22 protein-coding genes and 1 tRNA gene are annotated in these 26,434 nt (G+C 66.2%); 9 read left to right on the top strand and 14 right to left on the bottom strand.

Going from position 1 to position 26,434, the window contains the following annotated elements:
• Positions 1 to 145 precede the first annotated feature (145 nt).
• The 7 genes from SOM47_RS04660 to SOM47_RS04630 form a co-directional block, all read right to left on the bottom strand.
• Positions 146 to 1,489: a sensor histidine kinase gene (locus tag SOM47_RS04660; protein ID WP_101100953.1), complete on the bottom strand. Its 1,344-nt coding sequence runs from the start codon at positions 1,487 to 1,489 to the stop codon at positions 146 to 148.
• Positions 1,482 to 2,159, bottom strand: coding sequence for a response regulator transcription factor (locus tag SOM47_RS04655; protein ID WP_057687381.1), 678 nt, complete (start codon positions 2,157 to 2,159; stop codon positions 1,482 to 1,484). Before SOM47_RS04655 ends, SOM47_RS04660 begins: the two co-directional genes overlap by 8 nt.
• Positions 2,160 to 2,305: 146 nt before the next feature.
• Positions 2,306 to 2,794 (bottom strand): hypothetical protein, encoded by a 489-nt coding sequence (locus SOM47_RS04650; RefSeq protein ID WP_320504897.1) that lies wholly within the window; start codon positions 2,792 to 2,794, stop codon positions 2,306 to 2,308.
• 150 nt (positions 2,795 to 2,944) lie between these two features.
• A complete protein-coding gene (locus tag SOM47_RS04645) occupies positions 2,945 to 3,439 on the bottom strand; it encodes a hypothetical protein (protein ID WP_320504896.1) in 495 nt (164 codons plus the stop codon).
• A 249-nt stretch (positions 3,440 to 3,688) separates the two neighbouring features.
• Positions 3,689 to 4,567 carry a 30S ribosomal protein S6--L-glutamate ligase gene (rimK, locus tag SOM47_RS04640; protein WP_320504895.1) on the bottom strand — a complete coding sequence of 293 codons (879 nt, stop codon included), beginning with the start codon at positions 4,565 to 4,567 and terminating at the stop codon, positions 3,689 to 3,691.
• A 127-nt stretch (positions 4,568 to 4,694) separates the two neighbouring features.
• Positions 4,695 to 4,768 (bottom strand) — tRNA-Gly (locus SOM47_RS04635).
• Positions 4,769 to 4,892: 124 nt separating this feature from the next.
• Positions 4,893 to 6,707 (bottom strand): autotransporter outer membrane beta-barrel domain-containing protein, encoded by a 1,815-nt coding sequence (locus SOM47_RS04630; RefSeq protein ID WP_320504894.1) that lies wholly within the window; start codon positions 6,705 to 6,707, stop codon positions 4,893 to 4,895.
• Between the two features lie 186 nt (positions 6,708 to 6,893).
• Here SOM47_RS04630 and thiS point away from each other — a divergent pair, with 186 nt between their 5' ends.
• From thiS to SOM47_RS04610, 4 genes are all read left to right on the top strand, one after another.
• A complete protein-coding gene (gene thiS, locus SOM47_RS04625) occupies positions 6,894 to 7,094 on the top strand; it encodes a sulfur carrier protein ThiS (protein WP_320504893.1) in 201 nt (66 codons plus the stop codon).
• Positions 7,095 to 7,392: 298 nt separating this feature from the next.
• Positions 7,393 to 8,187, top strand: coding sequence for a thiazole synthase (locus SOM47_RS04620; RefSeq protein ID WP_320504892.1), 795 nt, complete (start codon positions 7,393 to 7,395; stop codon positions 8,185 to 8,187).
• Positions 8,187 to 8,921 (top strand): tRNA (guanosine(46)-N7)-methyltransferase TrmB, encoded by a 735-nt coding sequence (trmB, locus tag SOM47_RS04615; RefSeq protein ID WP_320504891.1) that lies wholly within the window; start codon positions 8,187 to 8,189, stop codon positions 8,919 to 8,921. The genes SOM47_RS04620 and trmB overlap by 1 nt, the downstream gene beginning before the upstream one ends.
• Before the next feature lie 29 nt (positions 8,922 to 8,950).
• Positions 8,951 to 10,798 (top strand): SLC13 family permease, encoded by a 1,848-nt coding sequence (locus tag SOM47_RS04610; RefSeq protein ID WP_320504890.1) that lies wholly within the window; start codon positions 8,951 to 8,953, stop codon positions 10,796 to 10,798.
• Positions 10,799 to 11,034: 236 nt separating this feature from the next.
• On the opposite strand, the gene SOM47_RS04605 is transcribed toward SOM47_RS04610, so the two are convergent.
• The gene (locus SOM47_RS04605; RefSeq protein ID WP_320504889.1) at positions 11,035 to 11,370 is read right to left on the bottom strand and encodes a Rieske (2Fe-2S) protein; all 336 of its coding nucleotides are present in this window, start codon (positions 11,368 to 11,370) and stop codon (positions 11,035 to 11,037) included.
• 182 nt (positions 11,371 to 11,552) lie between these two features.
• On the opposite strand from SOM47_RS04605, the gene SOM47_RS04600 reads away from it, so the two are divergent.
• From SOM47_RS04600 to SOM47_RS04585, 4 genes are all read left to right on the top strand, one after another.
• A complete protein-coding gene (locus tag SOM47_RS04600) occupies positions 11,553 to 11,828 on the top strand; it encodes a hypothetical protein (protein WP_042614606.1) in 276 nt (91 codons plus the stop codon).
• 150 nt (positions 11,829 to 11,978) lie between these two features.
• Positions 11,979 to 12,686 (top strand): fumarylacetoacetate hydrolase family protein, encoded by a 708-nt coding sequence (locus SOM47_RS04595; protein WP_320504888.1) that lies wholly within the window; start codon positions 11,979 to 11,981, stop codon positions 12,684 to 12,686.
• 52 nt (positions 12,687 to 12,738) lie between these two features.
• On the top strand, positions 12,739 to 13,152 hold the full coding sequence (gene mscL / locus SOM47_RS04590) for a large-conductance mechanosensitive channel protein MscL (protein ID WP_192083038.1): 414 nt from the start codon (positions 12,739 to 12,741) through the stop codon (positions 13,150 to 13,152).
• Positions 13,153 to 13,340: 188 nt separating this feature from the next.
• Entirely contained in the window at positions 13,341 to 14,762 is a 1,422-nt protein-coding gene (locus SOM47_RS04585) for a M28 family peptidase (RefSeq protein WP_320504887.1), read from the top strand.
• 51 nt (positions 14,763 to 14,813) lie between these two features.
• Here the strand turns inward: SOM47_RS04585 and SOM47_RS04580 are convergent, their stop codons facing one another.
• A complete protein-coding gene (locus SOM47_RS04580) occupies positions 14,814 to 16,283 on the bottom strand; it encodes an alanine/glycine:cation symporter family protein (RefSeq protein ID WP_345785011.1) in 1,470 nt (489 codons plus the stop codon).
• A gap of 450 nt (positions 16,284 to 16,733) precedes the next feature.
• On the opposite strand from SOM47_RS04580, the gene SOM47_RS04575 reads away from it, so the two are divergent.
• Positions 16,734 to 18,071: a YcaO-like family protein gene (locus SOM47_RS04575; RefSeq protein ID WP_320504886.1), complete on the top strand. Its 1,338-nt coding sequence runs from the start codon at positions 16,734 to 16,736 to the stop codon at positions 18,069 to 18,071.
• Between the two features lie 189 nt (positions 18,072 to 18,260).
• Here SOM47_RS04575 and SOM47_RS04570 read toward each other — a convergent pair whose 3' ends face one another.
• The 5 genes from SOM47_RS04570 to SOM47_RS04550 form a co-directional block, all read right to left on the bottom strand.
• Positions 18,261 to 19,094 carry a TrmH family RNA methyltransferase gene (locus SOM47_RS04570; RefSeq protein ID WP_414715753.1) on the bottom strand — a complete coding sequence of 278 codons (834 nt, stop codon included), beginning with the start codon at positions 19,092 to 19,094 and terminating at the stop codon, positions 18,261 to 18,263.
• Positions 19,095 to 20,600: an alanine/glycine:cation symporter family protein gene (locus SOM47_RS04565; protein ID WP_042614599.1), complete on the bottom strand. Its 1,506-nt coding sequence runs from the start codon at positions 20,598 to 20,600 to the stop codon at positions 19,095 to 19,097.
• A gap of 168 nt (positions 20,601 to 20,768) precedes the next feature.
• Positions 20,769 to 23,894: an efflux RND transporter permease subunit gene (locus SOM47_RS04560; protein ID WP_320504885.1), complete on the bottom strand. Its 3,126-nt coding sequence runs from the start codon at positions 23,892 to 23,894 to the stop codon at positions 20,769 to 20,771.
• Positions 23,891 to 25,021, bottom strand: coding sequence for an efflux RND transporter periplasmic adaptor subunit (locus SOM47_RS04555; RefSeq protein WP_320504884.1), 1,131 nt, complete (start codon positions 25,019 to 25,021; stop codon positions 23,891 to 23,893). The genes SOM47_RS04560 and SOM47_RS04555 overlap by 4 nt, the downstream gene beginning before the upstream one ends.
• 254 nt (positions 25,022 to 25,275) lie before the next feature.
• A complete protein-coding gene (locus tag SOM47_RS04550) occupies positions 25,276 to 26,259 on the bottom strand; it encodes a LysR family transcriptional regulator (RefSeq protein ID WP_042614597.1) in 984 nt (327 codons plus the stop codon).
• Positions 26,260 to 26,434: the final 175 nt, after the last annotated feature.

The following is a 26,434-nucleotide window of genomic DNA, read 5'->3' as shown; positions in this document are numbered from 1 at the left end:
GCTCGGCGAGCGCAGCGGCAGGACCCTGACGGCCAGCGGCCGTCACTACCAAATAGAGGGCGTGACGACCAACGGTCGTCACCCACCAAGGGCAAGGGCAAAAGCAGGAGCTGACGGCCGGCGGCCGTCACTACCGATTTCCAGGCTAGCCGAGCAGCTTCGGGGCGAAGGTCAGCGTGGCCACTACGCCGCGGTCGCCGCCGGGGCGCACGCTTACCTGCCAGCCGTACAGGTCGCACAGGCGGCTGACGATCGACAGGCCGATGCCGCCGCCCTGCGAGTGGCCGGCATGCGTGCCGCGGTAGCCGCGCTGGAACAGTTTGGCGGCGTCTTCTTCGCTCAGGCCGGGGCCGCTGTCGGCCACCGATACGGCATTGTTGCCGACGTTCACCCGCACTTCGCCGTCCTGCGAATACTTCACCGCATTGCCGATCAGATTGCCCAACGCCACCGACAACGCGGATTCCGGCGCGTCCACGATCACGTCGCGGGCGCCTTCCAGGGTCAGCGTGATCGGCTTGCCGCCCAGCTGCGCACGGTGCGAATCGAGCAGCTGTTCGGCCACCCGCGCCACGTTGCTGGTGCCCTGCCCGCGCTCGTTGCGCGACAACAGCAGCAACGCACCGATCAGATCGCTGCACTGCTGTTCGGCACGCTGGATGCGCTGCAGGCGCTGCAGTACTTTTTCGTCCAGCCCGGGTCGGGTCAGCAGCAGTTCGGTGGCGCCGCGGATCACCGCCAGCGGGGTGCGCAGCTCATGGCTGACGTCGGCGTTGAACTCACGGTCGCGCTGCACCACTTCGGTCAGCCGCGAGGAATAATCATCCAGCGCCTGCGCCAGCTGGCCGACTTCATCGTCCGGGAAGCGCGGGGCCAGCGGCTCGGGATCACTGGTGCCGCCACGGTAGGCCCGCAGCCGCTTGGCCAGGTCCGAAACCGGCTTCATCACCTTCGATGCCGACCACCAGCCCAGCACCAGCGACAACAGGCTGAACACCAGCACCGACAGGAACAGCGCGCGGTTGAGCTGTGTCTCCCCGCGCAGGCTTTCGGTCATGTCATAGGCAAGGAAGAACCACGCCTGGGGTGTCTTGCGCACGGCGAGCTTGTACGAGTACGGCTGGCCGCTATCATCGGTGCCACTGACGCTGTGGATGCCGTCGGTGAATTCGTACCAGTCGGGTTCTTCCTGGCGCAGCGCTTCGAAGCGGTCCGGCTTGACCAGCCGGGCAAACATCTGCTGCACGGGAAGATCCGGGTTACGACTGGAATCAGACGCGAAACGCCGCGCATATTCGTCAATATTGCGATTCATCACGTCTTCGACGAGCTGGTTTTCCACCCGCATGCGCGCCCAGTTGGTGGCGAACGCAAACAGCGTGGTCAGGCAGAAGCCCAACAGCACGAAGGACACGATGATGCGGCTGCGCAGCCGGCGACGGTAAGGTCCGCGCCGGCGTGCCCGCCTGGGTGCTGCGTTTTCAGGCATCCGGCGCGGCGATCCGGTAACCGATGCCATGGCGGGTCTGGATCATCGGTACTTCAAACGGCTTGTCCACCACTGCACGCAGGCCATGGATATGCACGCGCAGCGAATCCGAGTCCGGCAGCTCCTCGCCCCACACGCGGGTTTCCAGCTCCTGGCGGGTCACCACGGCCGGTGACGCTTCCATCAGCGCCTGCAGGATCTTCAATGCGGTCGGGTTGAGCTGCAGCAGCTTGCCCTGGCGGCGCACTTCCAGCGTATCCAGGTTGTATTCCAGGTCGCCGGTTTCCAACACGCGGGTCTGCACACCCTTGCCGCGGCGCGAAAGCGCATTCAGGCGCACTTCCACTTCCTGCAGCGCGAACGGCTTGATCAGGTAATCGTCGGCACCGGAATCGAAACCGGCCAGCTTGTTGTCCAGCGAGTCACGCGCGGTCAGCATCAGCACCGGGGTCTGCTTGCGCGCTTCGTTGCGCAGCTTGCGACAGACTTCAATGCCGTCCATGCCGGGCAGGTTGAGGTCCAGCACGATGGCGTCGAACTCGTGCACCACGGCCAGGTGCAGGCCGGTTACGCCATCCGCGGCGAAGTCCACCGTGTGGCCGCGGTCCTCGAGGTAGTCGCCGAGGTTGGCGGCAATATCACTGTTGTCTTCGATGACGAGAATTCGCACTGGGACCTCTGTTTCATGATGGGGTGCCGGGGTCGGCATGGCCGCAACCCGCAGGTTGCGACCCGGGGGCTGTTGCCGGCTGACGCCAACCATACAGACCCGGGCATTAACATTTCACACGAAACCGCGCGCAGGTAGCGTCAAGGTCACCGATTGGTGTGCTGGAAGCGACGCAGGCCTTCCTTGGAATCTTCCTGCATCTTGCGACGCTGGGCCACGGTCAGGCACACCCGCTCCGGCCGGTTGCTGCCGGTGGCGCGCTCGCGACGGCATACCATGCGGCTGTCCGCATGGGCCCGGCTGAGGATGGTATTGACCACCGCCTGGTCATTCAGGATGTCGGTCTGGGCCTGTGGCGTGGTCTGTTCGACGCTGTCGTGATTGCCGAGCCGGGTCCGGATGCGGTTGATCGCCGCGCTGACCTTGCTCTTGTCTTCCAGGCTCACTTCGCTGTAGTGCTCGCTGTACAGCGCGCGCTCCACGCCCGCCAGTTGTTCTTGGGCAGATGCCTTCACATTGAGCTGGACCGGCGCCCGGGTATTGCCGGCGGCCGATTCGGACTGCACGTAGGCATGGGCTGACAGGCTGGTCAGGCCGAGGGCGATGGCAAAGGCCATGGCGTGAAGCGTTTTCATGCGGGTCTCCTCCTTGAAAGAACCCTGACTGTAAGAGTCATGTGATGGTGGAATCAAGGGAGGAAAGTACCGCTGCCGTGCAGGCAAGGAGCCCAACACCAGCACAGGCGAGTTCACGTGCGCCAGTGTTGGGCCGCGCTTGCGCGACGATCAGCGCGTCGCTTCGTACGGGTTGATGCGGTTGTAGTTGCGCAGCGCTTCGGTGCCGTTGTTGCGGGCATCACGACGCTGGGCGACGGTCATGCAGACCTGGGTCTGGCGGTTGCTGCCGGTCAGGCGTTCACGCTGGCAGACCATCTTGCTGTCGGCATGGGCGCGGGTCAGGATGGTGTTGATCAGCTCCTGGTCGTTATAGATCGCCGTGCGGGCCTGCGGATTGGCCTGCTCCACGGTCTCGTACTCGCCCAGGTTGTCGCGGATGCGTGCGAGGGCGGCGCTGACCTTGCTCTTGTCCTCCATCCCGATCTCGCTGTACTGCTCGCTGTGCAGGGCCCCTTCCACGCGAGCCAACTGCTGGGCGACGGATTCTTCGACATCCAGCTGCACCAGCGCGGAATCGCGGGCAGGCTTGGAATCAATCTTGGCGTGGGCAACACCGGCCACACCGAACGCAACGGCGAATGCTGCAATCAGAACTGACTTCATCTGTGCTTCCTCCATGAACGAAACCCAACTGTACGAGCGATGGGCGGGTCGATCAAGCGAGGCGCTGGCGGCGTGGGCGGTCGCATAAAAAAGACCCGGACGTCTCCGTCCGGGTCTGAAGTTTCATATCCCGATACCGATCCTGCTGATGAGGCAGAGCTGCGGTTTGACGGACGATACGACAGGGGCGATTAAAGGGTCGTTAAATCGGCGTCTCATCCGCAAAGAGAAAGCTATTCGATCGACAATTCAACGACTTACGATTTTCTCGACATGCTGAATGATGCGCCCGGCGATATCGACCCTGCACGCCCCCTCCACCCCTTCCAGCCCCGGCGTGGAGTTCACTTCCAGCACCAGCGGACCGCGCGCGGAGCGGATCAGGTCCACCCCGGCCACGCTCAGCCCGAGCGCCTTGGCCGATCTCACCGCGACCTGCGCCTCGGCACGGCTGGCCTTGGCCGGCTGCGCGGTGCCACCGGCATGCAGGTTGGAGCGGAAGTCGCCGTCCGGCGCTTGGCGTTGCATGGCCGCCACCACCTGGTCACCGACCACCAGGCAGCGCAGGTCGGCGCCTTGGGCTTCGCCGATGAACTCCTGCATCAGGAAGTTGGCGTACAGACCGCGCAGGGCATCGACGATGCCGCGCGACGCGCTCGCTTTTTCCGTCAGGATGACCCCCCTGCCCTGCGTGCCCTCGTTGAGCTTCACCACGTGCGGTGGCGGGCCCAGCATGGACAGCAGGTCGACGGTGTCATCCGGGTTGTCGCCGAACACGGTGATCGGCATGTCGATGCCCTTGGCTGCCAGCAGCTGGTGCGCGCGCAGCTTGTCGCGCGAACGCAGGATGGCATCGGAGGGATTGGGGGTACGCGCGCCCATCAGTTCGAACTGGCGCAGCACGGCGGTGCCGTAGCGGGTCACCGAGGCGCCGATGCGCGGAATCACCGCATCCACCCCGGTCATCGGCCGCCCCTTGTAATGCATGCTGAAACCATCGGCGGCGATGCGCATGTAGCAGCGCAACGGATCGAGCACGCGCACCGTGTGGCCCCGGCTGCGCGCGGCCTCCACCAGGCGGCGGGTGGAGTACAGCTTGCTGTTGCGGGAAAGGATGGCGAGTTTCATCGGGGCCGGGCCGTGCGGAAGCGCGAAGCATAGCGCGCGGCACGTAAAAGGGGACGGAGGGGATTAAGTCGTATCCGGCGGCGTGGCCATTAACGACTTAATCCCCTCCGTCCCCTTTTTCATGCGATGGAGCGGGTGAAGGGAATCGAACCCTCGTCAGTAGCTTGGGAAGCTACAGCTCTACCATTGAGCTACACCCGCAATGCAGGGCGACAGTGTAGGCGGCGGGCCATGGAAAGTGCAATCGGCCGCGGTGCGGGAGGTGACGACCAACGTTCGTCACCCACCATGGCGATGACGGCCAGCGGCCGTCACTACCCTACCGTCAGAACGCGCCGCTGAAGCTGGCGAAGATCGAGGTGTCCATCGCCTTCTTCTGCATCGTGGTCGCGCTCAGGCCGATGTTGCTCTGCAGGCCGAACAGTTCCATGCGCGCACCCAGGATGGCGGTGGCGTAGTCCTTGTCGAACTTCAGGCCCGGCACGCGGTAGCTGCCCACGCCCGGCAGGCTCTGCAGGAAGGCGCTGCCTTCCTGGCGGTCTTCGAACTCATGGTCGTAGGTGACCTGCACGTACGGCTTGATGCTGCCGCCGTCCAGGCGTGCCTGCCAGCCGAGGCGGCCGACGGTGGAATCGGCGTCCTGGTCGCTGTAGCCGAGTGCGGTGCTGCTCGGATTGCTTTCCAGATAGCCGTCCAGCTTGACCTTCTGCCAGATCACCGCGGCCACCGGGCCGTGGCGGAAGCTGCCTTCCCGGCCGAACTCGTAGCCGGCGTTCAGTGCGGCGGTCAGGTTGCTGCCTTCCGGCGAGCCTTTGTGTTCGCGGGTGGCCGGGCCGAGGTGCACCTTGCGGGTGACGTCGTAATCCAGCCAGCTGTAGCTGACCTGGCCGTTCACCCAGGCGCGTTCGCCATACCAGCCAGCAAACAGGCCCACGGTGGTGTCGGACTGGGTGAAGTCGCCCTGGCTGTTGCCGAAATCGGCATCCATCCGGCCATAGCCGGCGAAGCCGCCAACGACCATGCCATCACGCGCCCAATCAATGCCGAACAGGCCGGCCGGGGCCAGGCCGTCGTACAGATCGGCGTGGTCGTAACGCTGCATGTCGCCACGCACGCCACCCCACCACGACAGGCCATCGGCCGGGGCGCCGCCCAAGTGCAGGCTGACCTGGTCGGCGCGCGAACGCCCGACGGTCTGTGCCGAATGCGTCAGCACCTGCTGCAGGCGCGGGGCTTCCAGCACCGAAACGGCATACTGGCCGAGCATCTGGTGGGTGGCCGCGGAGGGATGCACGCCATCGGCGAACACATAGGCGGTAGCGGCATCGGGCGCGACCAGGCTGGTCGGGTTGCAGGTCACCGACGAGGCCGAGGTGCAGGCCATGTCGGTGACATTGCGGAAGCCGTAGGTGGTCGGGCTGGCGACGATCTCACGCAGGATGGTGAAGGTGTCCAGCGGGATGAACTCGATGCCGGCCTGGGTCAGGCCGCCATACAACGCATTGTTGTAGGCCGTTGCCACGGCGGTGTACTGCGCCATGGCTGCCGGGCCGCCGGCGCGGGCCATCGGGGTCAGGCCGATGTCCGGCAGGTTCGGCACCAGCACGTACTTGGCGCCAGCGGCCTGCAGGCTGCCGACGATGCCGATCTGGTTGGTCACCGCCGCCCCGATCACCGCCGGCGCCTGGGCCGGGTTGGTGATGCCGAACAGATCGTTGGGACCGCCCCACACGGTGTACAGGGCGTTGCCATCGGCCTTGCCGCCATTGGCCGCCAGGTAACGGGCCGCCTGGGTCTTCAGCGACGGCGTCGGGCCGAGCGCGCCGACCAGGTCGGTGGCCACGGTGGCGCCGCCGGCGGCATAGTTGTCACCGCTCTGCCCGTTGCCGTTCGGGGTGGCGTTGGTGCCGTAGTAGTCCGCTACGTGCTCGGCCCATACCCAGCCCGGGTTGGTGGTGAACTTGCCGGTCACCGGCTGCACCGAAGGCGGCAGCAGCGGACGGAAGTAGCCGCTGTCGGTCAGGCTGTCGCCAAAGAACACCGTGCGGTTGAAGGCCGGATCGGCGGCCATCGCCGGCAACGCGGCAAGCGCGAGCGCCGCAGCGATCAGGGTGCGGACGGGACGTTTGCTGGACAACATGGGGAACTCCTGTGGGATCAAGCGCCGGCAATACGCCAGCGCACGGTGCAATGGTTTCATCAGCGCAGGCAAAGTCACGCTGCGCCGCGGCATGCATTGTCACCTGGAGTCCCTTGAACGCCATACTTGAGCGACGGATGACAGATCGAACCTGCCTGCCATGGGCGTATCAGCGACAATAGCGACATGAACATCCAGCTCAATGGCCAATCCCGCACCCTGCCCCCCGGCGCCACCGTCCACGACCTGCTGCAGCACGAGCAGCTGCTAGAACGCCGCGTCGCGGTGGAAGTGAACAGCGAGATCATCACCCGCAGCCTGCATGCCACCCGTGTGCTGGCCGACGGCGACGTGGTGGAGATCGTGCACGCGTTGGGCGGTGGTTGACGGAGACCATCGGGTAGCGCCGAGCCATGCTCGGCGAGCGCAGCGACGGGCTGAAGCGTGACGACCAACGGTCGTCACCCACCCAAGGCGGGAGCTGACGGCCAGCGGCCGTCACTACCGGACGCGAGCGGTAGCGCCGAGCCATGCTCGGCGAGCGCAGCGGCGGGCTGAAGCGTGACGACCAACGGTCGTCACCCACCACAACAGAAGCAGACGGCCGGCGGCCGTCACTACCGGGCGCATCAACGCCCTCGTGCGGCGAGCCCCGGCGCCGGTTACCCCATGCGATAATCGCGTCATGAACCATCACGCCCCCTCTGATTCGCTGGTCATCGCCGGCAAGACCTACGCCTCGCGCCTGCTCACCGGCACCGGCAAGTTCAAGGATCTGGAAGAAACCCGCGCGGCCACCGAAGCCGCCGGCGCGCAGATCGTCACCGTCGCCATCCGCCGCACCAACATCGGCCAGAACCCGGGCGAACCGAACCTGCTGGACGTGCTGCCGCCGGACCGCTTCACCATCCTGCCCAACACCGCCGGCTGCTATACCGCCGAAGACGCGGTGCGCACCTGCCGGCTGGCGCGTGAACTGCTCGATGGCCACAACCTGACCAAGCTGGAAGTACTCGGCGACCAGAAGTCGCTGTATCCGGACGTGGTTGCCACGTTGAAGGCTGCCGAGATGCTGGTGAAAGACGGCTTCGAGGTGATGGTCTACACCTCCGACGACCTGATCCTGGCCAAGCGCCTGGAAGAAATCGGCTGCGCGGCGGTGATGCCGCTGGCTGCGCCGATCGGATCCGGACTGGGCATCCAGAACAAGTACAACCTGCTGCAGATCATCGAAGACGCCAAGGTGCCGATCATCGTGGATGCCGGCGTGGGTACGGCCTCCGATGCGGCCATCGCGATGGAGCTGGGCTGCGATGGCGTGCTGATGAACACCGCCATCGCCGGCGCGCGCCACCCAGTGCTGATGGCCAGCGCGATGCGCAAGGCGGTCGAAGCCGGCCGCGAAGCCTTCCTGGCCGGCCGCATCCCGCGCAAGCGCTATGCCAGCGCCTCGTCCCCCATTGATGGATTGATCGGCTGATGACCGACCCGTTTTCCAGTACCGGCTCCAAGGCCCCGGCCAAGCCGTTCACCGTCCACGAAGGACGTCGCGAGATCCGCAGCTTCGTGCTCCGCCAGGGCCGCTTCACCCCGGCCCAGCAGCGCGCGTTCGATGAGCGCTGGCCGCGTTTCGGTCTGGATTTCAGCGGTGAAGTGCGTGATCTTGCCGCAACCTTCGGCCGCGATGCGCACAAGGTGATGGAGATCGGCTTCGGCAATGGCGTGGCACTGCGCTTCGCTGCCCAGCAGGATCCCAGCCGCGATTACATCGGCATCGAAGTCCACGCCCCCGGTGTGGGCCGGCTGCTGAACGCGCTGGCCGATGATGATGTAGACAACGTGCGCCTGTACCACCACGACGCGGTGGAAGTGCTGGAAAAGGAAATCGCCGACGGCGCGCTCGATGAAGTGCGCATCTATTTCCCGGATCCGTGGCACAAGAAGCGCCACAACAAGCGCCGCCTGCTGCAGCCCGCGTTCGCCGACCTGTTGGTGCGCAAGCTGCGCCCCGGTGGTCGCCTGCACTGCGCCACCGATTGGGAAGATTACGCCGAGCAGATGTGGGAGGTGCTCGACGCCACCGCCGGGCTGGTCAACCGGGCCGGTCCGCGCGGGCATGTGCCGCGCCCGGAATGGCGGCCGCAGACCCATTTCGAGACCCGCGGCCAGAAACTCGGCCATGGCGTCTGGGACCTGTTGTACGACCGCACCTGACACCCTGATACCGACCGGATCGCGCCCCCATGGAAACCGCGCTGACGCTGACCACCGATATGAAGCTCGTCCTCGGGCTGGTCGGTTTCACGATGGCGATGTTCCTGTTCGAGCGCATCCGCGCCGACGTGGTCGCGCTGGTGGTGCTGGTGGTGCTGGGCGTCACCGGCCTGATCGCGCCGGAAGAAATCTTTGGTGGTTTCTCCGGTAACGCGGTGATGAGCATCATCGCCACCACCATCCTGGGCGCGGGCCTGGACCGCACCGGCGCACTGAACCGGCTGGCCGCCTGGCTGCTGCGACGCGGCCACGGGGTGGAACAGCGGCTGCTGATCATGACCACGGCGATCGCCGGCTTGAACTCCTCGTTCATGCAGAACCCTTCGGTGATGGCGCTGTACCTGCCGGTCGCCTCGCGGCTGGCCGCGCGCACCGGGCTGACCCTGCAGCGCCTGCTGCTGCCGATCGCCGCGGCCATCGTGATGGGCGGTGCGCTGACGATGGTCGGCAATTCGCCGCTGATCCTGCTCAACGATCTGCTGGCCTCGGCCAACAACAACCTGCCTTCCGGCCTGGCCACCATCGAACCGCTGCGGATGTTCGCCCCGCTGCCGATCGGCGTAGCCCTGCTGGTGGCCTCGCTGCTGTACTTCCACTTCTACGGCAACCGCAAGCTGGTGGAAGAGGAAACGCTGGCCAATGACGGGGTAATCCCGGCGCGTACGGAAAGCTACTTCGCCAAGACCTACGGCATCGAAGGCGATGTCTTCGAACTGGTGGTTACGGCCGAAAGCCCGATGGTCGGCATGACCCTGGGCGAGGCCGAAACCCTGCACGATGCGCCGCTGCTGCTGGCGCTCAAGACCGGCAACGACACCCGCCTGGCGCCGCCGGCGGAGATGCGCATCTGGGTGGGCAGCGTGATCGGGGTGATGGGGTCACGCCAGCTGGTCAGCGATTTCGCGCAGAACCAGTTCCTGCGCATGTCCTCGCGGCTCAAGCACCTGGGCGACCTGTTCAACCCCAGTCGTGCCGGTATTTCCGAAGCGGTGGTGCCGCCGACGTCGGATGTGATCGGCAAGAGCGCGGCCGAACTGCGCCTGCGCAAGGAGCGCGGCCTGAGCCTGCTGGCGATCAACCGCGACAAGCAGGTGATCCGCGAGGACGTGCGCGATGTACAGCTGCGCGCCGGTGACATGCTGGTCTTCCACAGCATCTGGACCGACCTGGCACAGGCCGCGCGCGGCCGCGAGTTCGTCATCGTCACCGACTACCCGAAGGGCGAACAGCGCCCGCACAAGTTCAAGATCGCGATGAGCATCTTCGCGCTGACCATCCTGATCGCGCTGACCTCCAAGCTGCCGGTGGCGCTGACCCTGATGACGGGGGTGGCCGGCATGCTGCTGACCGGCGTGCTGCGCATGGACGAGGCCTACGCATCGATCAACTGGAAGACCATCTTCATGATGGCCGGGCTGATTCCGCTGGGCTGGGCGATGGATTCCAGTGGCGCGGCGGCCTGGGTGGCCGGGCACACCATCGACAAACTGCCCGAAGGCATCCCGCTATGGGTGCTGGAAGTGGCGCTGGCGCTGCTGACCACGGCGTTCTCGCTGGTGATCAGCCACGTGGGGGCGACCATCGTGATGGTGCCGATCGCGGTGAACCTGGCGCTGGCCGCCGGCGGCAATCCCACCGCCTTCGCATTGATCGTGGCGCTGTCGGCGTCCAACAACCTCATGACCGCCTCCAATCCGGTGATTTCGATGATTACCGGCCCGGCCAATTACACCCCGCGTGAGCTGTGGCGGGTCGGCGCACCGTTGTCGCTGGTCTATACGATGGTGGTGGTAGCGATGATCAACATCATGTTCTGAGGCAGCGGTGATGACGGCCTGCCCCGGTGGGTGACGACCTGCCCTGGTGGGTGACGACCGTTGGTCGTCACGCTGTTGCTCTTTCCCGCTGCGCTCGCCGAGCATGGCTATGCCGGTCTTCCTGACCGGCACCCTCCGGGCCGTCGCAAGCGACGTTGGCAGCGGCTCCTGCCGCTGCCTGCGGCGCTACCGATGCGTTGCCGGTAGTGACGGCCGCTGGCCGTCAATCCCTGCCGTCATTCCGCCAGGAACACCTGTCCATCGCGCACCTGCAGCGGCACCGCACGCAGCCGGTCACCCTTGCACGGTCCGGCCACGCATTCGCCACTGTCCAATGCAAAGGAGGCGCCATGCGCGGCGCAGACCAGATGGCCTTCACGGCTTTTCAGGAACTGCCCCGGCGCCCAATCCAGGCGTCGGCCGGCGTGCGGGCAGATGTTGAGGAAGCCGCGCACGCTGTCACCGTCACGATGGATCACCAGCGATTCCGCGTCACCTTCGATCAGCACCTCGGTCTCGGCGAAGCCGCCGTCGGTAACGGTTTCGAGGGCGATCAACGGCTGGTCGGTCATTTCTGACTCTACTTTAGGAAGAACTCCGATTGTCGCACGCCAATGTTTGTGGCTGGATGTCACATGAACGCAAGTCCTTGATCTGCAATGAACCGCCCTGCGAATTAACGATTTTTTCACTCAGTGGAAGAAGCATCCCAACGATACTGGTCACTCGCTGATTTCAGCCAAGTGAGTTACCGATGATCAACCGCACCTTCCAGTTCGGCCAGTTCCGCACCCTGTTTGCGCCACGCAAGCCGCGTCATCCGTTGGTGCGCGTAGCGGTGGGTCTGCTCGGCGTCGCCATCCTGGGCGTGATGGTGTTCGTTGGTGTGTTCGTGGGTGCGGCGATGATCATGGCCGGCCTGGCCTGGAAGCTGCTGGCACAGCGCAAGACGCCCGCACGGGGAGTTGACGCCAACGTGGTGGAAGGCGAGTACCGCGTAGTGCGCAAGCCGGCGTTGCCGACGCACTGATCCGCTGGGTGATGGGTGGTGGGTGACGACCGTTGGTCGTCACGCCGTTGACCGCACACCACTGCGCTCGCCGAGCATGGCTCGGCGCTACCGCTCCGCCCGGCATGCCCCGGCGCTACACTGCGACGACCTGATTGTTAGGACGTGCGCATGACCGATGTAATTCCTGCCCAGCCCATCCCCCGCATCCCGGTAGTGGGCGGTGGCACCTTCCCGGTGCACCGCATCTATTGCGTGGGCCGCAATTTCGCCGACCACGCCAAGGAAATGGGCGCGGCGGTGCCGGACGCAGCGGCACGCGGCAAGCCGATGTTCTTCAGCAAACCGGCCGATGCCATCGTGGTCGGCCACGACGACGTGATCCCCTACCCGCCTTCCACCCGCGACCTGCACCACGAGGTGGAACTGGTGGTGGCCATCGGCGTGGATGCACCCGAAGGCGTGCTGCCGGTCGAGCAGGCGCTGTCCTTGGTCTACGGCTATGCGGTCGGCCTGGACCTGACCCGCCGCGACCTGCAGGCCGCAGCCAAGCAGAAGGGCCATCCGTGGGATACGGCGAAGGGCTTCGATGCCTCCGCACCGATCAGCGAGATCGTGCACGCCGGTGAAGTGGGTGACCTGGCCGCACTCAACCTGTCACTGGAAATCAATGGCGAAGTGCGCCAGCAATCGCTGCTGGACCAGATGATCTGGACCGTGCCGGAGATCCTGCACGAGCTGTCCCAGCTATGGCAGCTGCGCGCCGGCGATCTGGTGTTCATGGGCACCCCGGCCGGCGTGGCCGCTTTGCAGCCGGGCGACCGTTTCAGTGCACGCCTGGAGAACGTCGGCGAGCGCCACGGCGTCATCGCGGGCTGACGTCGGCTGCGTTAGCCTTCAACGCGAACACCCCACTTTTCAGGAGGCCTCAATGGGATTCATCACTGAGTTCAAGGAATTCGCCACGCGTGGCAACGTCATCGACCTGGCCGTCGGTGTGGTCATCGGTGCAGCCTTCGGCAAGATCGTCACCGCGCTGGTGGAGAAAATCATCATGCCCCCGCTGGGGTGGGTAATCGGCCAGGTGGATTTTTCCGACCTGGTCTGGACACTGGCACCGGCACGCATCGCCGCCGATGGCGCGGAGATCCCGGCTGTAGTGATCGGCTACGGTGATTTCATCAACACCATCATCCAGTTCGTGATCGTGGCCTTCGCGATCTTCCTGGTGATCAAGGGCATCAATCGCCTGTCGAAGAAGAAAGAAGCCGCGCCAAAGGGCCCGAGCGAAGAAGTGCTGCTGCTGCGCGAGATCCGCGACAAGCTGTCCGGTCCGCAGGCCTGAGCGGCCAGCGTGTGCGACACCGGGGTCAGGTTCCTCTGCGCGACAGAGGAGCCTGACCCCTTGTGCATGTCTCCTTTGCGGCATCTGTCCGGTTCTGCACATTTCCGATGGACATGACCTAGGGCCCATGCACCCGGCAACCACGCTGCTAAGCTCAGACGCTTATGCCCCCTGCCGGAGTCCTCTCCATGCGCTGCCGCGTTCTTGCCATCGCCTCTTCCCTTGCCCTGCTGGCCTCACCGGCGTTCGCCGCGCCGCGCATCACGACCCTGCCCCCGGCTTCGCTGAACACCGCAGCCCAGCTGCGTGAGCAGGCATTGGCCGACGACACCGGCTGGAAGGTGGTGGAATCGCTGACCACGGAAATCGGCCCGCGCATCGCCGGCAGTGAGGCCGATGCCCGTGCCGTGGCCTGGGCCGAAGCACGCTTCAAGGCGCTGGGTTTCGACAAGGTCTGGAAGGAGCCGGTGACCTTCCCCAAGTGGGAACGCCGTAGCGAGCACGCCGCCGTGGTCGGCGCGCATGCGCAGCCGCTGGCGATCACCGCACTGGGCGGCAGCCCGGGCGGTAAGGTGCAGGCCGAAGTGGTGCGCTTTGCCGACCTGGCCGCGCTGCAGGCCGCACCGGCCGGTTCGTTGCAGGGCAAGATCGCCTTCGTCGATTACCAGATGCTGCCGTTCCGCGATGGCCGCGACTATGGGCGCGGCGGCGCGATCCGCAGCAAGGGGCCCTCCGAGGCGATCCGCAAGGGCGCCGTCGGTTTCCTGATGCGTTCGGCCGGCACCGATTCCCACCGCGTCCCACATACCGGTATCACCCGCTATGACGACGGGCTGACTCCGGTGCCGTCGGCCGCCTTGTCCGTGCCCGATGCCGACCAGCTGGCGCGCCTGGTCGCGCGCGGCACCACCACCGTGAGCCTGGCGCTGGATTGCGGGTGGGATGGCACGGCGACGTCCTACAACGTGATCGGCGAGATCACCGGACGCACGCTGCCCAAGGAAGTCGTGGTGATCGGCGGCCACCTGGATTCCTGGGACCTGGGCACCGGCGCCATCGACGATGCGGCCGGCGTGGGCATCACCATGGCGGCGGGGCACCTGATCGGGCAGTTGAAGCAGGCGCCCAAGCGCAGCATCCGGGTGGTCGCCTTCGCCAACGAAGAACAGGGCCTGTACGGCGGCAAGGCCTATGCCGAAGCGCACGCCAAAGACATCGTGCTGCACCAGGTGGCGGCCGAAAGCGACTTCGGCGCCGGCCGTATCTACGCCTTCAATACCGGATCGCCGAACCCGGAAGGATCGCGCGAGGCGACCCGCCAGATCGCCGAGGTACTCAAGCCGCTGGGCATCGAGTACGTCGCCGACAAGGGCGGTCCGGGCCCGGACATCGGCCCGCTCGCTGCCAAGGGCGGCGCATGGGCATGGCTGGCGCAGGATGGGACGGATTACTTCAACCTGCATCACACCGCCGACGACACGCTGGACAAGATCGACCCGAAGGCGCTGGCGCAGAACGTGGCTGCCTATACCGTGTTCGCCTACCTGGCCGCCGATGCCGATGGCAGCTTCGGCAGCGAGGCCAAGGCGACCGTGCCCCCGGGCGAATAAGCGACCCGGGCCACGGACCACTGCGCCCGGGCGAACCCGGGCGCACGACGCCTAGCGCATCCCTGCGGTGATGCGCTGCCACAAGCTGGCCCCCTTGATGCCCAACCGATCAGGATCGAATACCGGGTCCATGCCCGCCTTGCGGCTGCTTTCATAGTCGCGCAGTGCAGGCAGTGCCGGCTTGTGCAGCAGCAGGATGGCGATGATGTTGAGCCAGCTCATCATGCCCACGCCGATGTCGCCCAGGGTCCAGGCAAGCGTTGCGCTGTTGATGGCCGAGTAAGCGGCCAGCGCCAGGAACAGCACGCGGAAGGCGTTGACGATCCACCCCGATGGTTTGTCGCGGCACAGGTAACTGACGTTGGTGTCGCCCATGTAGTACAGCGCCAGGATCGTGGTGAAGGCGAAGGGCAGGATAGCCAGCGCCACGAACGACTTGCCGAATCCGGGCAACGCCGATTCCACCGCGTGCTGCACGAATCGCGGCCCCGCTTCCATGCCCGGCAGGTTGTCCAGCACCATGCGCGCCTGGTCTGGCACGCCGTTCACCACCGGATCGTAGACGTTGTACATGCCGGTGGACAGGATCAGGAACGCCGTCGCGCTGCACACCACCATGGTGTCGATGTACACCGAAAACGCCTGTACCAGCCCCTGCTTGACCGGATGGGAGACCTCGGCCGCTGCCGCCGGGTGGGCGCCGCTGCCCATGCCCGCCTCGTTGGACAGTACGCCACGGCGCACGCCCCACTGGATCGCCACGCCGATCATCGCGCCGAAGGTCGCATCCAGGCCGAACGCGCTGCGCATGATCAGCAGCAGCACCTCCGGAATACGCTCGTAGCTCAGCAGCATCACCACCAGCGCTACCAGCAGGTAGGCGGTGGCCATCAGCGGCACGATCCATTGGGTCACCGCGGCGATGCGGCGCACCCCGCCGAAGATGATCAGTGCCAGCAGCAGCACCACGCCCACCGCGCTGGCCTGCGCCGGCAGGTCCCAGGTTTCATGCAATGCACTGGCGATCGCATTGGACTGGGTACCGGCCAGCATCGCCGAGGCGGCGACGGTGCACAGCGCGAAGATCACAGCGTACCAACGCTGCCCCAGGCCTTTCTCCATGTAATACGCCGGGCCGCCGCGGTACTGGCCGCGTGCGTCGCGTTGCTTGTAGATCTGGGCGAGCGTGGATTCGACGAACGCGCTGGATGCGCCGAAGAATGCCACCACCCACATCCAGAAAATGGCGCCAGGCCCGCCAAAGGCGATGGCCATCGCGACACCGGCGATGTTACCCACCCCGACCCGGCTGGACAGCGAGATGTTCAGCGCCTGGAACGGGGACAGGCCTGATTCCGACGCGCGGTGCTTGAACATCAGCCGCAGCATTTCCGGCAAGGCACGCAGCTGGATGAAGCGCGTGCGAATACTGAAGTACAGGCCGCCCAGCAGGCACAGCGCGACCAGGTACGGACTCCAGACGATAGCGACGACGGCGCCAACGATCGACTCAATGTTCACGACTCAACTCCATGAGGCAGAGGGGGTGATGTCCACACTGCCCAGCGCAGGAAGCGCCAACAATCAGGAAAGCTGTGAAAGTCGCGCCGAAGCAGGGACGCACCCGTGGTGGGCATTGGCGTGATCGAAGCGGCCTGGATCAGTGGGATTCCCTACCCACCAATCAGATATCGAGCAGCATCAGCAGCCGGAATCCTGACCCTCTCGGCCCTTCCCGCACCGCGATGGAACCGCGTTGTCGCAACGCACAGCCTGCTGACGCGCACATTGCGAAACCCATCCTGAATCGACTGGGCCGGATGTTCCCCGCGACAGGCCCTTGAGCCGAGCATCGTCCTGCCAACTGCGGCCCCGCTGCCCGCCTTCCGGCGTAGTCCTGGCGCTTTTCGTTTCCCGCGATGAGGCGTCGGGCGTGATGCAGCAGCGATGCAACCAAGGAGCTGTCCTACGATGAACGCACGTCCCCTGCCCGTGGCCTCCACCGCCCTCCTGGACGTAGAGGCGCTGGAATGCGCAACGCCCAACGCCGCCGCCAACACCGCCGGACACGCGTTCATCCGCGCCTTGCACGTGCCGCTCGAAAACCTCCACATGCAGGAACAGGGGCTTCACCTGCACATGATCCAACTGGACAGTGCCGCGTGGGTGGGGCACGACATCGAACGTTGCGGCGTCGGCGCGGACTCCGCCCAGGCGACCCGTTCGGGCATGTATGCCGCCATCGCGCAGATCATCCATGCCACCCATTGGCAGACCTCGGAACTGCACGCCTGCAGGGTCGCGGACTATCTCCAACTGCCTGGTGTTGAAGACGCCCTGAGCGACCTGGTACCGATCCTGGCCGAGCAACCGGAGCGTCGCATGGCCCTCATCGCTTTACAGGAACTGGGCGGCGAACGCACCTTGCCGGTACCGGTGGTCCTGCTGCATCCGACCTTCCTGTGCGATGCCAGCACGGTCGTACACGCCAGCGCGTTGCACGACGATTTCGACTATCACCTGCTGCGTGCCTACGGCAGCACCCACAGCATCGCCGCCGGGCCCACGCAGGAGGAAGCGCTGCTGCTGGGGATGTTGGCCGCACAGGAGCGGATGGCGGCCGGCCTGTTCGCGGTACAAGGGCTTGCACTGCGCCAACAACGCTACCTGCTCCAGGTGGACATGGCGACCCTGCCGCCGCCGATCCGAAGCCTGCTGGAGCTGGTCCGGCAACGCGAGGGCCACCCGGTGCACCTGTTCGACATCAGCGGCAGGGGTACGGTTCCGACCTATCTGGCCTGCGCGGAGACCTCGGCGGGGACCGCCTACCGGGTCACCGCAGGGGCAGGGTTCAGCTGCGAACACGCCGCCACGCGCGCGCTTCGTGGTCTGCTCAAAGCGCATGAGTTCACTGCCTGGTCCGGCGCCCGCCACCGTGGTGGCGCCACAGCGCCAGGGCTGCACCACCAGCAGGGACTGCTGGGCATGCAGCAAGGGCAGCAGCGCCCGTTCTGCGTCCAGAACATCCAGGAGATCCTGCGCAGGGGCGGCTTCCAGGAAGTGGCATTCGGCCGCACCAGGATGCCCATCGCGGGGGCGCTGGCAGGGCGGATCCAACACCTGCATGACAATTTCAGTCGTAGCGGCATGACGGTCTGGCTTGCACGTTATCCTTCGCCGCAGAGCGGCAGCGACGTGGCCTGCGTGCAGGTACTGCTGACGCCGTTCGATGCCGGCTTCCTGCTGCTCAACGGCGTGCCGGTGAGCATTTCACTGGCGTCACTGGACGCGGCGGCCAACGACGGCTGACGCGGGCACGCGAAAAAGAGCCCGGCCGTGGAGTCGGCCGGGCTGCCGCAGCGACCCATCCCACGCGACGGGCGGCATCCAGCGGATGCACCGGCCAACAACACCGCATCGGAGAGACAATGCGATGCCGCGCCTACAGCGTGCTATCCGCTTCGGCCGCCGGCCATGGGATGAAAGACAACCGCAGGGTCAGGCAATACGGGAACGCGCCCACTGGGCCAGCAACACGGCCGTTGCCGACGCCACATTGAGGCTTTCCACCGCCCCGCTGCCGGGAATCGAGACCTGCAGGTCACACGCCGCAGCCAAGGCCCGGTCCATGCCTTCGGCTTCGGCGCCCATCACGTAGACCAGTCGCTGCGGCAGGTCAGCGGCGAACACGTTGCTGCCCCCTTCGACCAGGGTGGCCGCGAGGCTGAAGCCGGCCTGGCGCAGCTGCGCCATCGCCTCTGCGGTGGCCGGCAGCTGCACCAGCGACACCGCTTCGGCACCGCCTTCGGCCACGCGCGCGGCAGCGCCGGAAATGCCCAGCGTGCTGCCCTCGGCCAGCAACAGGCCGCCGACACCGAAGTGCGCGGCCGAACGCAGGATCGCGCCCAGGTTGTGCGGATTGCCCACCCCGTCCAGCCACAGCGCCAGCACCGGGCCTTCGGGCAACTGCTGCAGCCACTGCGACAGCTCCAGCACCGGTGCGCGCCGCACATCGGCCACCACGCCTTCATGGTGGGTGGTGCCGGACAGCTTGTTCAGGTCCCCGTCTTCCACCACGCGATAGCCGATCCGGTTGGCCACGCACCACTTCAGCAGCGGCTGCATGCGCGGGATCAGGCCTTCCAGCAGATAGATCTTGCGGACCGCCTGCGGGCGCTGGTTGAAGGCAGCCAGCACGGCGTTGACGCCGAACAGGCGCAGTTCGTCACCATTTCCACGTGCCGCCGGCGCTGCCGGCGCATCGGCGCGCGGCAGCGGGGTGGCGCGCGGCGGGCGCGCGGACGGACGACGGTTGTTCCAGGGGTTGTTCACTTACGCTGCTTCCTGTTTCTTCTGCCAGAAATCGGCATTCTTGATGCCCAGTGCGACAGGGTCGAAGGTCGGGTCCAGGCCCAGCTTCTTCTGCCGCTCATAATCACGCAGGGCGATCATCGCAGGCTTCTGCACGATGAGGATGGCCACGATGTTCAGCCAGGCCATCAGGCCCACGCCGATATCGCCCAGCGCCCAGGCCAGCTGTGCGTTGTGCACGGCACCGAAGATCACCATGCCGATGATGCCCAGCCGCAGCACCAGCACCGTCAGCGGACGCTTGGCGTTGTTGTTGAGGTAGGTCAGGTTGGTCTCGGCCATGTAGTAATAGGCCATGATCGTGGTGAAGGCGAAGAAGAAGATCGCCACCGCCACGAAGGCGGCGCCGAACCCGGGGATGACGCTTTCCACGGCGGCCTGCGCGTAGCCGGCGCCTTCGGCGATGCCGGCAAGCCCCTGGAAGATGGGCGCCGCACCGGCTTCCGGCGAATAGACGTTGTAGGTGCCTGCCGCCAGGATCAGGAAGGCCGTCGAGGTGCACACCATCATGGTGTCGAAGTAGACCGCGAAGGCCTGCACGTAGCCCTGCTTGGCGGGATGGGAGACTTCCGAGGCGGCCGCGGCGTGCGGCCCGGTACCCTGGCCGGCTTCATTGGCATAGATGCCGCGCTTGACGCCCCACTCCACCGCCAGGCCCATCATCGCGCCGAACGCAGCATGGGTTCCGAACGCGCTGTCGAAGATGATGCCGAACATTTCCGGCACGCGCTCGGCATTGAGCACCATGATGGTGATGGCCATCAGGATGAAGCCGGCGGCCATGAACGGCACCACGATTTCAGCAAAGCTGGCGATGCGCTTGACGCCGCCGAAGATGACCACGCCCAGCAACAGAGCGACCACCACGCCGATGCCCAGCTTGAGCGCCTGTACCTGCTCCATGCCGAACATCTGGCCGTCCAAGGGGCCGCACAGGGCGCCGCCGCGGCAGGCATTGACGATGCTGTCAGCGATGGCATTGGCCTGCACACCCGGCATCAGGAAGCCGGCGGCGACGATCGTGGCCAGCGCGAAGGCCATCGCATACCACTTCAGGCCCATGGCCTTTTCGATGTAGTACGCCGGGCCACCGCGGTACCGACCTTCAGCGTCCTTGGTCTTGTAGATCTGCGCCAGCGTACATTCGATGTAGGACGTGGACGCGCCGAGGAAGCCCATCACCCACATCCAGAAGATCGCACCGGGACCGCCGAAGGCGATGGCGGTGGCCACGCCGGCGATGTTGCCGATGCCCATCCGGCCGGCCATCGACATGGCCAGTGCCTGGAACGAAGAAACGCCGGCATCGGATTTCTCACCGGCCACGGTAAGCCGGCACATTTCGAAGAACCCGCGGATCTGCATGAAACGGGTCCGGGCGCTGAAATACAGGCCGGCGGCAAGGCACATGAAGATCAGTGCCTTGCTCCAGATGATGCTGTTGATGAAATGTACGGCTGCTTCCACGCGCTCTCTCCAGTCGGCGGAACAAGGGACGTCCCGTCGGCTGAGGGGAACCGGTTGATTCTAGCTGGCGAACGCACGGTAGTGACGGCCGCTGGCCGTCAATGTCGATGAATGACGGCCAGCGGCCGTCACTACCTTCTGACGGCCAGCGGCCGTCACTACCGGCGGTCAGGCGTGGCCGCCCACCGATGGGGTGTCCTTCTCCTGCTTTTCCAGCTCGCGCGCCACCGCTTCAGGCGAACGCGTGAACGGGGCCAGCCTTGCATAGAACGCCGGCACCACGAACAGCGACAGGAACGTGGACAGGGTCACACCGAAGATGATCACCACGCCGATGGTGCCACGGCTGGCCGAACCCGGCCCGCCGGCGACCACCAGCGGGATCGCACCGACCACCGTGGCGATGGAGGTCATCAGGATCGGGCGCAGGCGCACGCGTGCCGATTCGATGATCGCCTCGCGTACCGTGCGTCCCTCATCGCGCAGCTGGTTGGCGAACTCCACGATCAGGATGCCGTTCTTGGCCGCCAGGCCCACCAGCATCACGATGCCGATCTGGCTGAACAGGTTCACCGTACCACCGCTCACCCACAACCCCACCAGCGCACCGAGCACGCCCAGCGGCACGGTCAGCATGATGGTCAGCGGATGGATGAAGCTTTCAAACTGCGCGGCCAGCACCAGGTAGACCACCAGCAGAGCCATCGCGAAGGTCAGCAGCACCGCCCCACCGGAACTCTGGTACTCGCGCGATTCGCCCTTCCAGCTGATCTGCGCATGCTGCGGCAGCTCCTCACGGGTGACCCCCTGGGCCCAGGCGATGGCTTCGCCGAGCGGATAGCCCGGCGCAAGGCCAGCGCTGATGGTGATCGAGCGCAGGCGGTTGAACCGGTTCAGCGAACCCGCCTCAGCGACTTCGCTCAGGGTGACCAGATTGGACAGCGGGACCAGCTCACCGGAGCTGGAGCGCACCCGGATGGCGGCCAGGTCGGCCGGGGTGGCGCGCCCATCGCGGCCGGCCTGCACCAGCACGTCGTACTCTTCGCCGTTGTCGACGAAGGTGGTGACCCGGCGCGATCCCATCATGGTTTCCAGCGCCGAACCGACCGCCGTCACCGGTACGCCCAGGTCGGCCGCACGCTGGCGGTCGATGTTCACCCGCATCTGCGGGCGGGTTTCCTTGTAGTCCGAATCCACGCCGACCAGCCCGGGGTTGTCCGCCATGCGCAGCAGGACGCGGTCGCGCCACTGGGCGATCTCAGCATACTCCGGCCCGCCCAGTACGATCTGGAACGGCTGCCCGCCGCTGCGCACCAGGCCACCACCGACCTGCGTGCGCACGCGCACGCCACGCACCGCATCGAGGTCCTTCTGCAGTGCATCGGCCACTTCCGGGGTGGAGGTGGAGCGTTCGCGCCATGGCTGCAGGAACACGCTGATGCGGCCGGTGTGCATTTCCTCGCTGGACCCCCAGCCGCCCGGCACGCGTGGATTGGCGCGCACGATCGGGCGGTCTTCGCCCACATGCTTGGCAACGATCGCCTCCACTTCCTGCACCTGGCCGACCGTGTAGTCGAAGCCTGCGCCTTCAGGGCCATCGATCATGATCTGGAACGAGCCGCGGTCTTCGGCCGGCGCCAATTCGGACGGCAGGTGCTTGATCAGCAACCAGCTGGCAAACAGCGTGGCCACCATCACCAGCAGGTAGATCCAGGTACGGTCCACGTGGCGGTCCAGCACGCGGCCGTAGCCGCCGGCGAGTTTTTCCAGGTTGCGGTTGATCACCCCGTACAGGCCACGCGGGGCCTGGCCGGTGTGCGGCTTGAGCAGCTTGGAGGCCATCATCGGGGTCAGCGTCAGCGCCACGAACGCGGACAATGCCACGGCGGCCGCCAGCGCAACCGCCAGTTCGCGGAACAGTCGCCCGGTGTTGCCTTCCAGGAAGCCGACCGGCAGGAACACTGCCACCAGCACGGCGGTGGTGGCGATCACCGCGAAGGCCACCTGCGCGGTGCCGCGCTTGGACGCCACCAGCGGCGGTTCGCCCAGGTCGATGCGGCGCTGCACGTTTTCCACCACCACGATGGCATCGTCCACCACCAGCCCGATGCACAGCACCAGTGCCAGCAGGGTCAGCAGGTTGATCGAGAAATCGAAGGCGTACAGCGCGATGAAGGCCGCCACCAGGCACACCGGCACGGTGACCGCCGGGATCAGCGCCGCGCGGAAACTGCCCAGGAACAGCCAGATCACCACCAGCACCAACAGCATGGCTTCCACCAGCGTGGCGTAGACGCGGTCCACCGCCGCTTCGATGAAGGTGGTGTTGTCGAATGTCACCGCGATCTGCGTGCCCTGCGGCAGCGTTTCGGCAATACGGTCGGCCTGCGCGCGGGCCAGGCGGGTCACGTCCAGCGCGTTGGCGGTGGAGGTCTTGACGATGCCCAGGCCCACGCCGGGTTCGCCGTTGCTGCGGTAATAGGCACGGCGTTCTGCCGAAGCCAGCTCGATCTTGGCCACGTCGCCCATGCGCACCACGTAGCCATCGCTGCCCTTGCCCAGCGGGATGGTCGCGAAGTCTTCCGGCTTCACGTAGTTGCGCTCGACACGCAGGGTGAAGTCGCGGTCGGCCGACTCGATGCGGCCGGCCGGCAGTTCCACGTTCTCGTTGCGCAGCGCGGCTTCGACATCGCCGGTGGTCAGCCCACGTGCCGCCAGCTGGTCGCGGTCCAGCCAGATCCGCATCGCATAGCGCTGGCGGCCGCCGATGCGCACCTGCGATACACCGTCCAGGCTGGCGAAGCGGTCCACCACATAGCGTTCGGCGTAATCGCTCAAGGCCAGCGTGTCCATGGCGGAGGAGGACAGGTTGAACCAGATGATGGCCTCGTCATCGCTGTTGGCTTTTTCGATCTCCGGCGCGCGTGCCTCGTCGGGCATGCGGTCAGCCACGCCGCTGACCGCGTCGCGCACATCGTTGGCAGCGGCTTCGATATCGCGGTTGCTGGTGAACTCCAGGCTGATCTGCGCGCGGCCGTTGGTGCTGCGTGCGTTGATCATGTCGATGCCTTCGATGCCCGACAGGGAATCTTCCAGCACCTGGGTGACCCGGCTTTCGATCACCGCCGCCGATGCGCCGGGATAGTCCACCGATACCGACACCACCGGTGGATCGATGGCCGGCAGTTCGCGCAGCGTCAGCCGGGTGAACGACATGATGCCGAGCACGATCAGCAGCAGGCTCATCACCACGGCGAAGACCGGCCGCTGGATGGAAATGTTGGAGAGCTTCATCCGCCGTTACCGGCCGGTGCGACGGGCGCGTCCGAGGCCGGCGCTGCCGGCGGTGGCGGCAGTTTTTCCGGCGCCGGTGCATCCACTGGCGGTACCGGCCGCGCATCGACCTTCAGGCCCGCACGCAGCTTGCCGGTGCCGTCCACGATGATGCGCTCCCCGGCGTTGATGCCCCGCTTGAGTTCCACCACCCCGGCGCGGCGCGATCCGATCACCACGTCGGCGCGCTCCACCGTGCTGTCTGCCTTCAGCCGGTAGACATAAGAGTCCCTGCCCACCTGCACTACGGCGATCTCCGGCACCACCAGCGCCTGCCGCTCCGGGCGGTAGATGCGCACGTCCAGCAGCATGCCCGGACGCAGTGCGTGGTCGCCGTTGGCGAAGTCGGCGCGCACGGTGACCGCACGGGTGGACGGGTCGACGCGGGCATCGATGGTGGTTACTTCGCCTTCGAAGGTACGCCCCGGCCAGGCCACGCTGGTGGCTTCGACCTTGTTGCCGTTGGCCAGCGAAGACAGCTCCGCTTCCGGCACCTGGAAGTCCACGTGCATGCGCTGGATGTCGTCCAGCGTGGCGATCGCCGTGGTTGGGGTCACCAACGATCCCGGGCTGACCTGGCGGATGCCCAGCACACCGGCAAACGGTGCCCGCACGCTGCGATCGCCGATCTCGGCCTGCATTTCCGCCACCCGCGCTTCGGCGGTATCGCGGATCGCCTTCTGGGTATCCAGGGTGGAACTGGCCACCAGCTGCTGCTGGGCCAGTTCACGCTGGCGCTTGTACAGCTGGTCGGCTTCGGCGAAGGTCGCCTGGGCCTGGGTCAGCGCTGCCTGCTGGGCGAGGCCGCGCAGGGTGACCAGCGGGGTGCCGGCAGCCACCTGCTGGCCACTTTCGAAGTGCACCTGCTCGATGATCTCGCTGACCTTGGCGGTGATGGTCACCGATTCACGTGCCTTGGCCGTGCCCAGTGCCTGCAACGTATCGCTCCACGCGGCCGATTCCACGACCTGCGCGGTGACCGGCACATCGGCGCCCTGGCGGCGCGCCGCCTGCGGTTCGCCCTTGCAGCCGGCCAGCAACACCAGGGCCAGGCCAACGGCCGTGCCCATTGCGATACGTCCCACCATGAATAGTCCCGTCCTCTGCATGACCGGCGAGTGTAGGGGGCGCCATGCGAAGACCGTATGTGCCAAGCGTTTACTACCGCGGGACAGTCCGGCGATAGCGGCCGGAACCCTTTCCGTGCAAGGGCTTGCGCCGGGGTGTCATCGTGTATCGGGATGTGTCGGCCTCGACGGTCGCGACAGAGCGCGGCAGCGCCGACCCGCCTTCCCGGTAGCGCCGACCCATGGTCGGCGAGCGCAGCGGCGCCTTCGACCGCTCAGGACGTAATGGTCTGGGTCAACGATTCCCACGTAGGCGGCAGCGGCCAGTCCGCGGCCTGGTTGCCATCCAGTACCCGGCGCAGGTCGCGCGGGTCGATCTGCGGGGCGAGCACGTGCACCAGTTCCAGCGCGTAGTCGCGCAGGACGCGGTCACGCGGCAGCACCGCCCAGGCGATGCATTCGGCGATCGGCGCCGGCGCCACCCAGGCGCGCAGGTCGTGGTCGGCGGCACTGACCGCCATTTCAGCCAGCAGGCCCACGCCCACCCCGCTGCGCACGTAGGTCTTGATCAGGTCGGCATCCAGCGCGGTCAGCGCGATGTCCGGCTCCAGCCCCGATCCGGCGAAGGCCCGCTGCAGCGAAGACGCCGCACGCGTGGACGATTCGTAGCTGATCAACGGATGGGCGGCCAGCGCGGCCAGGTCCGGGGCGCGGCCGGCGCGGTCCAGCGGGTGACCCTTGGGCACCAGCACCAGACGGCGCCAGCGGTACAGCGGCACCGCGATCCCGGCACTCGGTTCGCCACCGGCGGTACTGATGATGGCGATGTCCGCATCGCCCTGGCTGAGCAGGTCCAGCGCGTCGCTTTCAGCGGCCTGCTGCAGGTGCACGCTCACCTGCGGATAGGCCTGCTTGATCCGTGCCACCGCCGGCGGCAGCACGAAGCGTGCCTGCGTGTGGGTCGTGGTCAGCACCAGCTGGCCCTGGCTTTCACGCCGCTGGTTGGCGGCGTAAGTGCGGATGTTGTTGGCTTCGGCGAGCACCGCGCGGGAGCGGCTGATCACTTCCACCCCGGCCGGAGTGACTGATTCCAGGCTGCGGCCGCGCCGCACGAACAGCAGGAAGCCCAGTTCATCCTCCAGCTGTTTGAGCTGCTTGGACAGTCCGGGTTGGGTGGCATGCACGCGCGAGGCGGCGAGCGTGATGTTCAGCTCGGCGTCGGCGATGGCGACCAGATAGCGGAGCTGGGTCAGCGTCATGGCGGGCGGCTCGGTAGGGAAAACCACTGTAGGTCAATTGCCCTCACCAACATATAACCAAACGTTGTTTAAGAAAGGTATCTGGTCATTTCCTGCCGTCATATGGCAGCGCTACGGTCAGCCGGCCAAGGCGGTTACCAGCAGCGGCCGCCTTCCCTCTTGCCGCCGCGTCTGG

The organism is Stenotrophomonas sp. CFBP8980 (assembly GCF_034046095.1).
Taxonomy (GTDB): Bacteria; Pseudomonadota; Gammaproteobacteria; order Xanthomonadales; family Xanthomonadaceae; genus Stenotrophomonas; species Stenotrophomonas lacuserhaii.
This window is presented reverse-complemented; position numbering and strand designations above follow the sequence as displayed.

Bases quoted from the DNA above. Each gene is read 5' to 3' on its own strand.
- SOM47_RS04660 (WP_101100953.1), bottom strand. From the start codon at position 1,489: ATGCCTGAAAACGCAGCACCCAGGCGGGCACGCCGGCGCGGACCTTAC.
- SOM47_RS04650 (WP_320504897.1), bottom strand. From the start codon at position 2,794: ATGAAAACGCTTCACGCCATGGCCTTTGCCATCGCCCTCGGCCTGACC.
- SOM47_RS04645 (WP_320504896.1), bottom strand. From the start codon at position 3,439: ATGAAGTCAGTTCTGATTGCAGCATTCGCCGTTGCGTTCGGTGTGGCC.
- rimK (WP_320504895.1), bottom strand. From the start codon at position 4,567: ATGAAACTCGCCATCCTTTCCCGCAACAGCAAGCTGTACTCCACCCGC.
- SOM47_RS04630 (WP_320504894.1), bottom strand. From the start codon at position 6,707: ATGTTGTCCAGCAAACGTCCCGTCCGCACCCTGATCGCTGCGGCGCTC.
- thiS (WP_320504893.1), top strand. From the start codon at position 6,894: ATGAACATCCAGCTCAATGGCCAATCCCGCACCCTGCCCCCCGGCGCC.
- SOM47_RS04620 (WP_320504892.1), top strand. From the start codon at position 7,393: ATGAACCATCACGCCCCCTCTGATTCGCTGGTCATCGCCGGCAAGACC.
- trmB (WP_320504891.1), top strand. From the start codon at position 8,187: ATGACCGACCCGTTTTCCAGTACCGGCTCCAAGGCCCCGGCCAAGCCG.
- SOM47_RS04610 (WP_320504890.1), top strand. From the start codon at position 8,951: ATGGAAACCGCGCTGACGCTGACCACCGATATGAAGCTCGTCCTCGGG.
- SOM47_RS04605 (WP_320504889.1), bottom strand. From the start codon at position 11,370: ATGACCGACCAGCCGTTGATCGCCCTCGAAACCGTTACCGACGGCGGC.
- SOM47_RS04600 (WP_042614606.1), top strand. From the start codon at position 11,553: ATGATCAACCGCACCTTCCAGTTCGGCCAGTTCCGCACCCTGTTTGCG.
- SOM47_RS04595 (WP_320504888.1), top strand. From the start codon at position 11,979: ATGACCGATGTAATTCCTGCCCAGCCCATCCCCCGCATCCCGGTAGTG.
- mscL (WP_192083038.1), top strand. From the start codon at position 12,739: ATGGGATTCATCACTGAGTTCAAGGAATTCGCCACGCGTGGCAACGTC.
- SOM47_RS04585 (WP_320504887.1), top strand. From the start codon at position 13,341: ATGCGCTGCCGCGTTCTTGCCATCGCCTCTTCCCTTGCCCTGCTGGCC.
- SOM47_RS04575 (WP_320504886.1), top strand. From the start codon at position 16,734: ATGAACGCACGTCCCCTGCCCGTGGCCTCCACCGCCCTCCTGGACGTA.
- SOM47_RS04560 (WP_320504885.1), bottom strand. From the start codon at position 23,894: ATGAAGCTCTCCAACATTTCCATCCAGCGGCCGGTCTTCGCCGTGGTG.
- SOM47_RS04555 (WP_320504884.1), bottom strand. From the start codon at position 25,021: ATGGTGGGACGTATCGCAATGGGCACGGCCGTTGGCCTGGCCCTGGTG.
- SOM47_RS04550 (WP_042614597.1), bottom strand. From the start codon at position 26,259: ATGACGCTGACCCAGCTCCGCTATCTGGTCGCCATCGCCGACGCCGAG.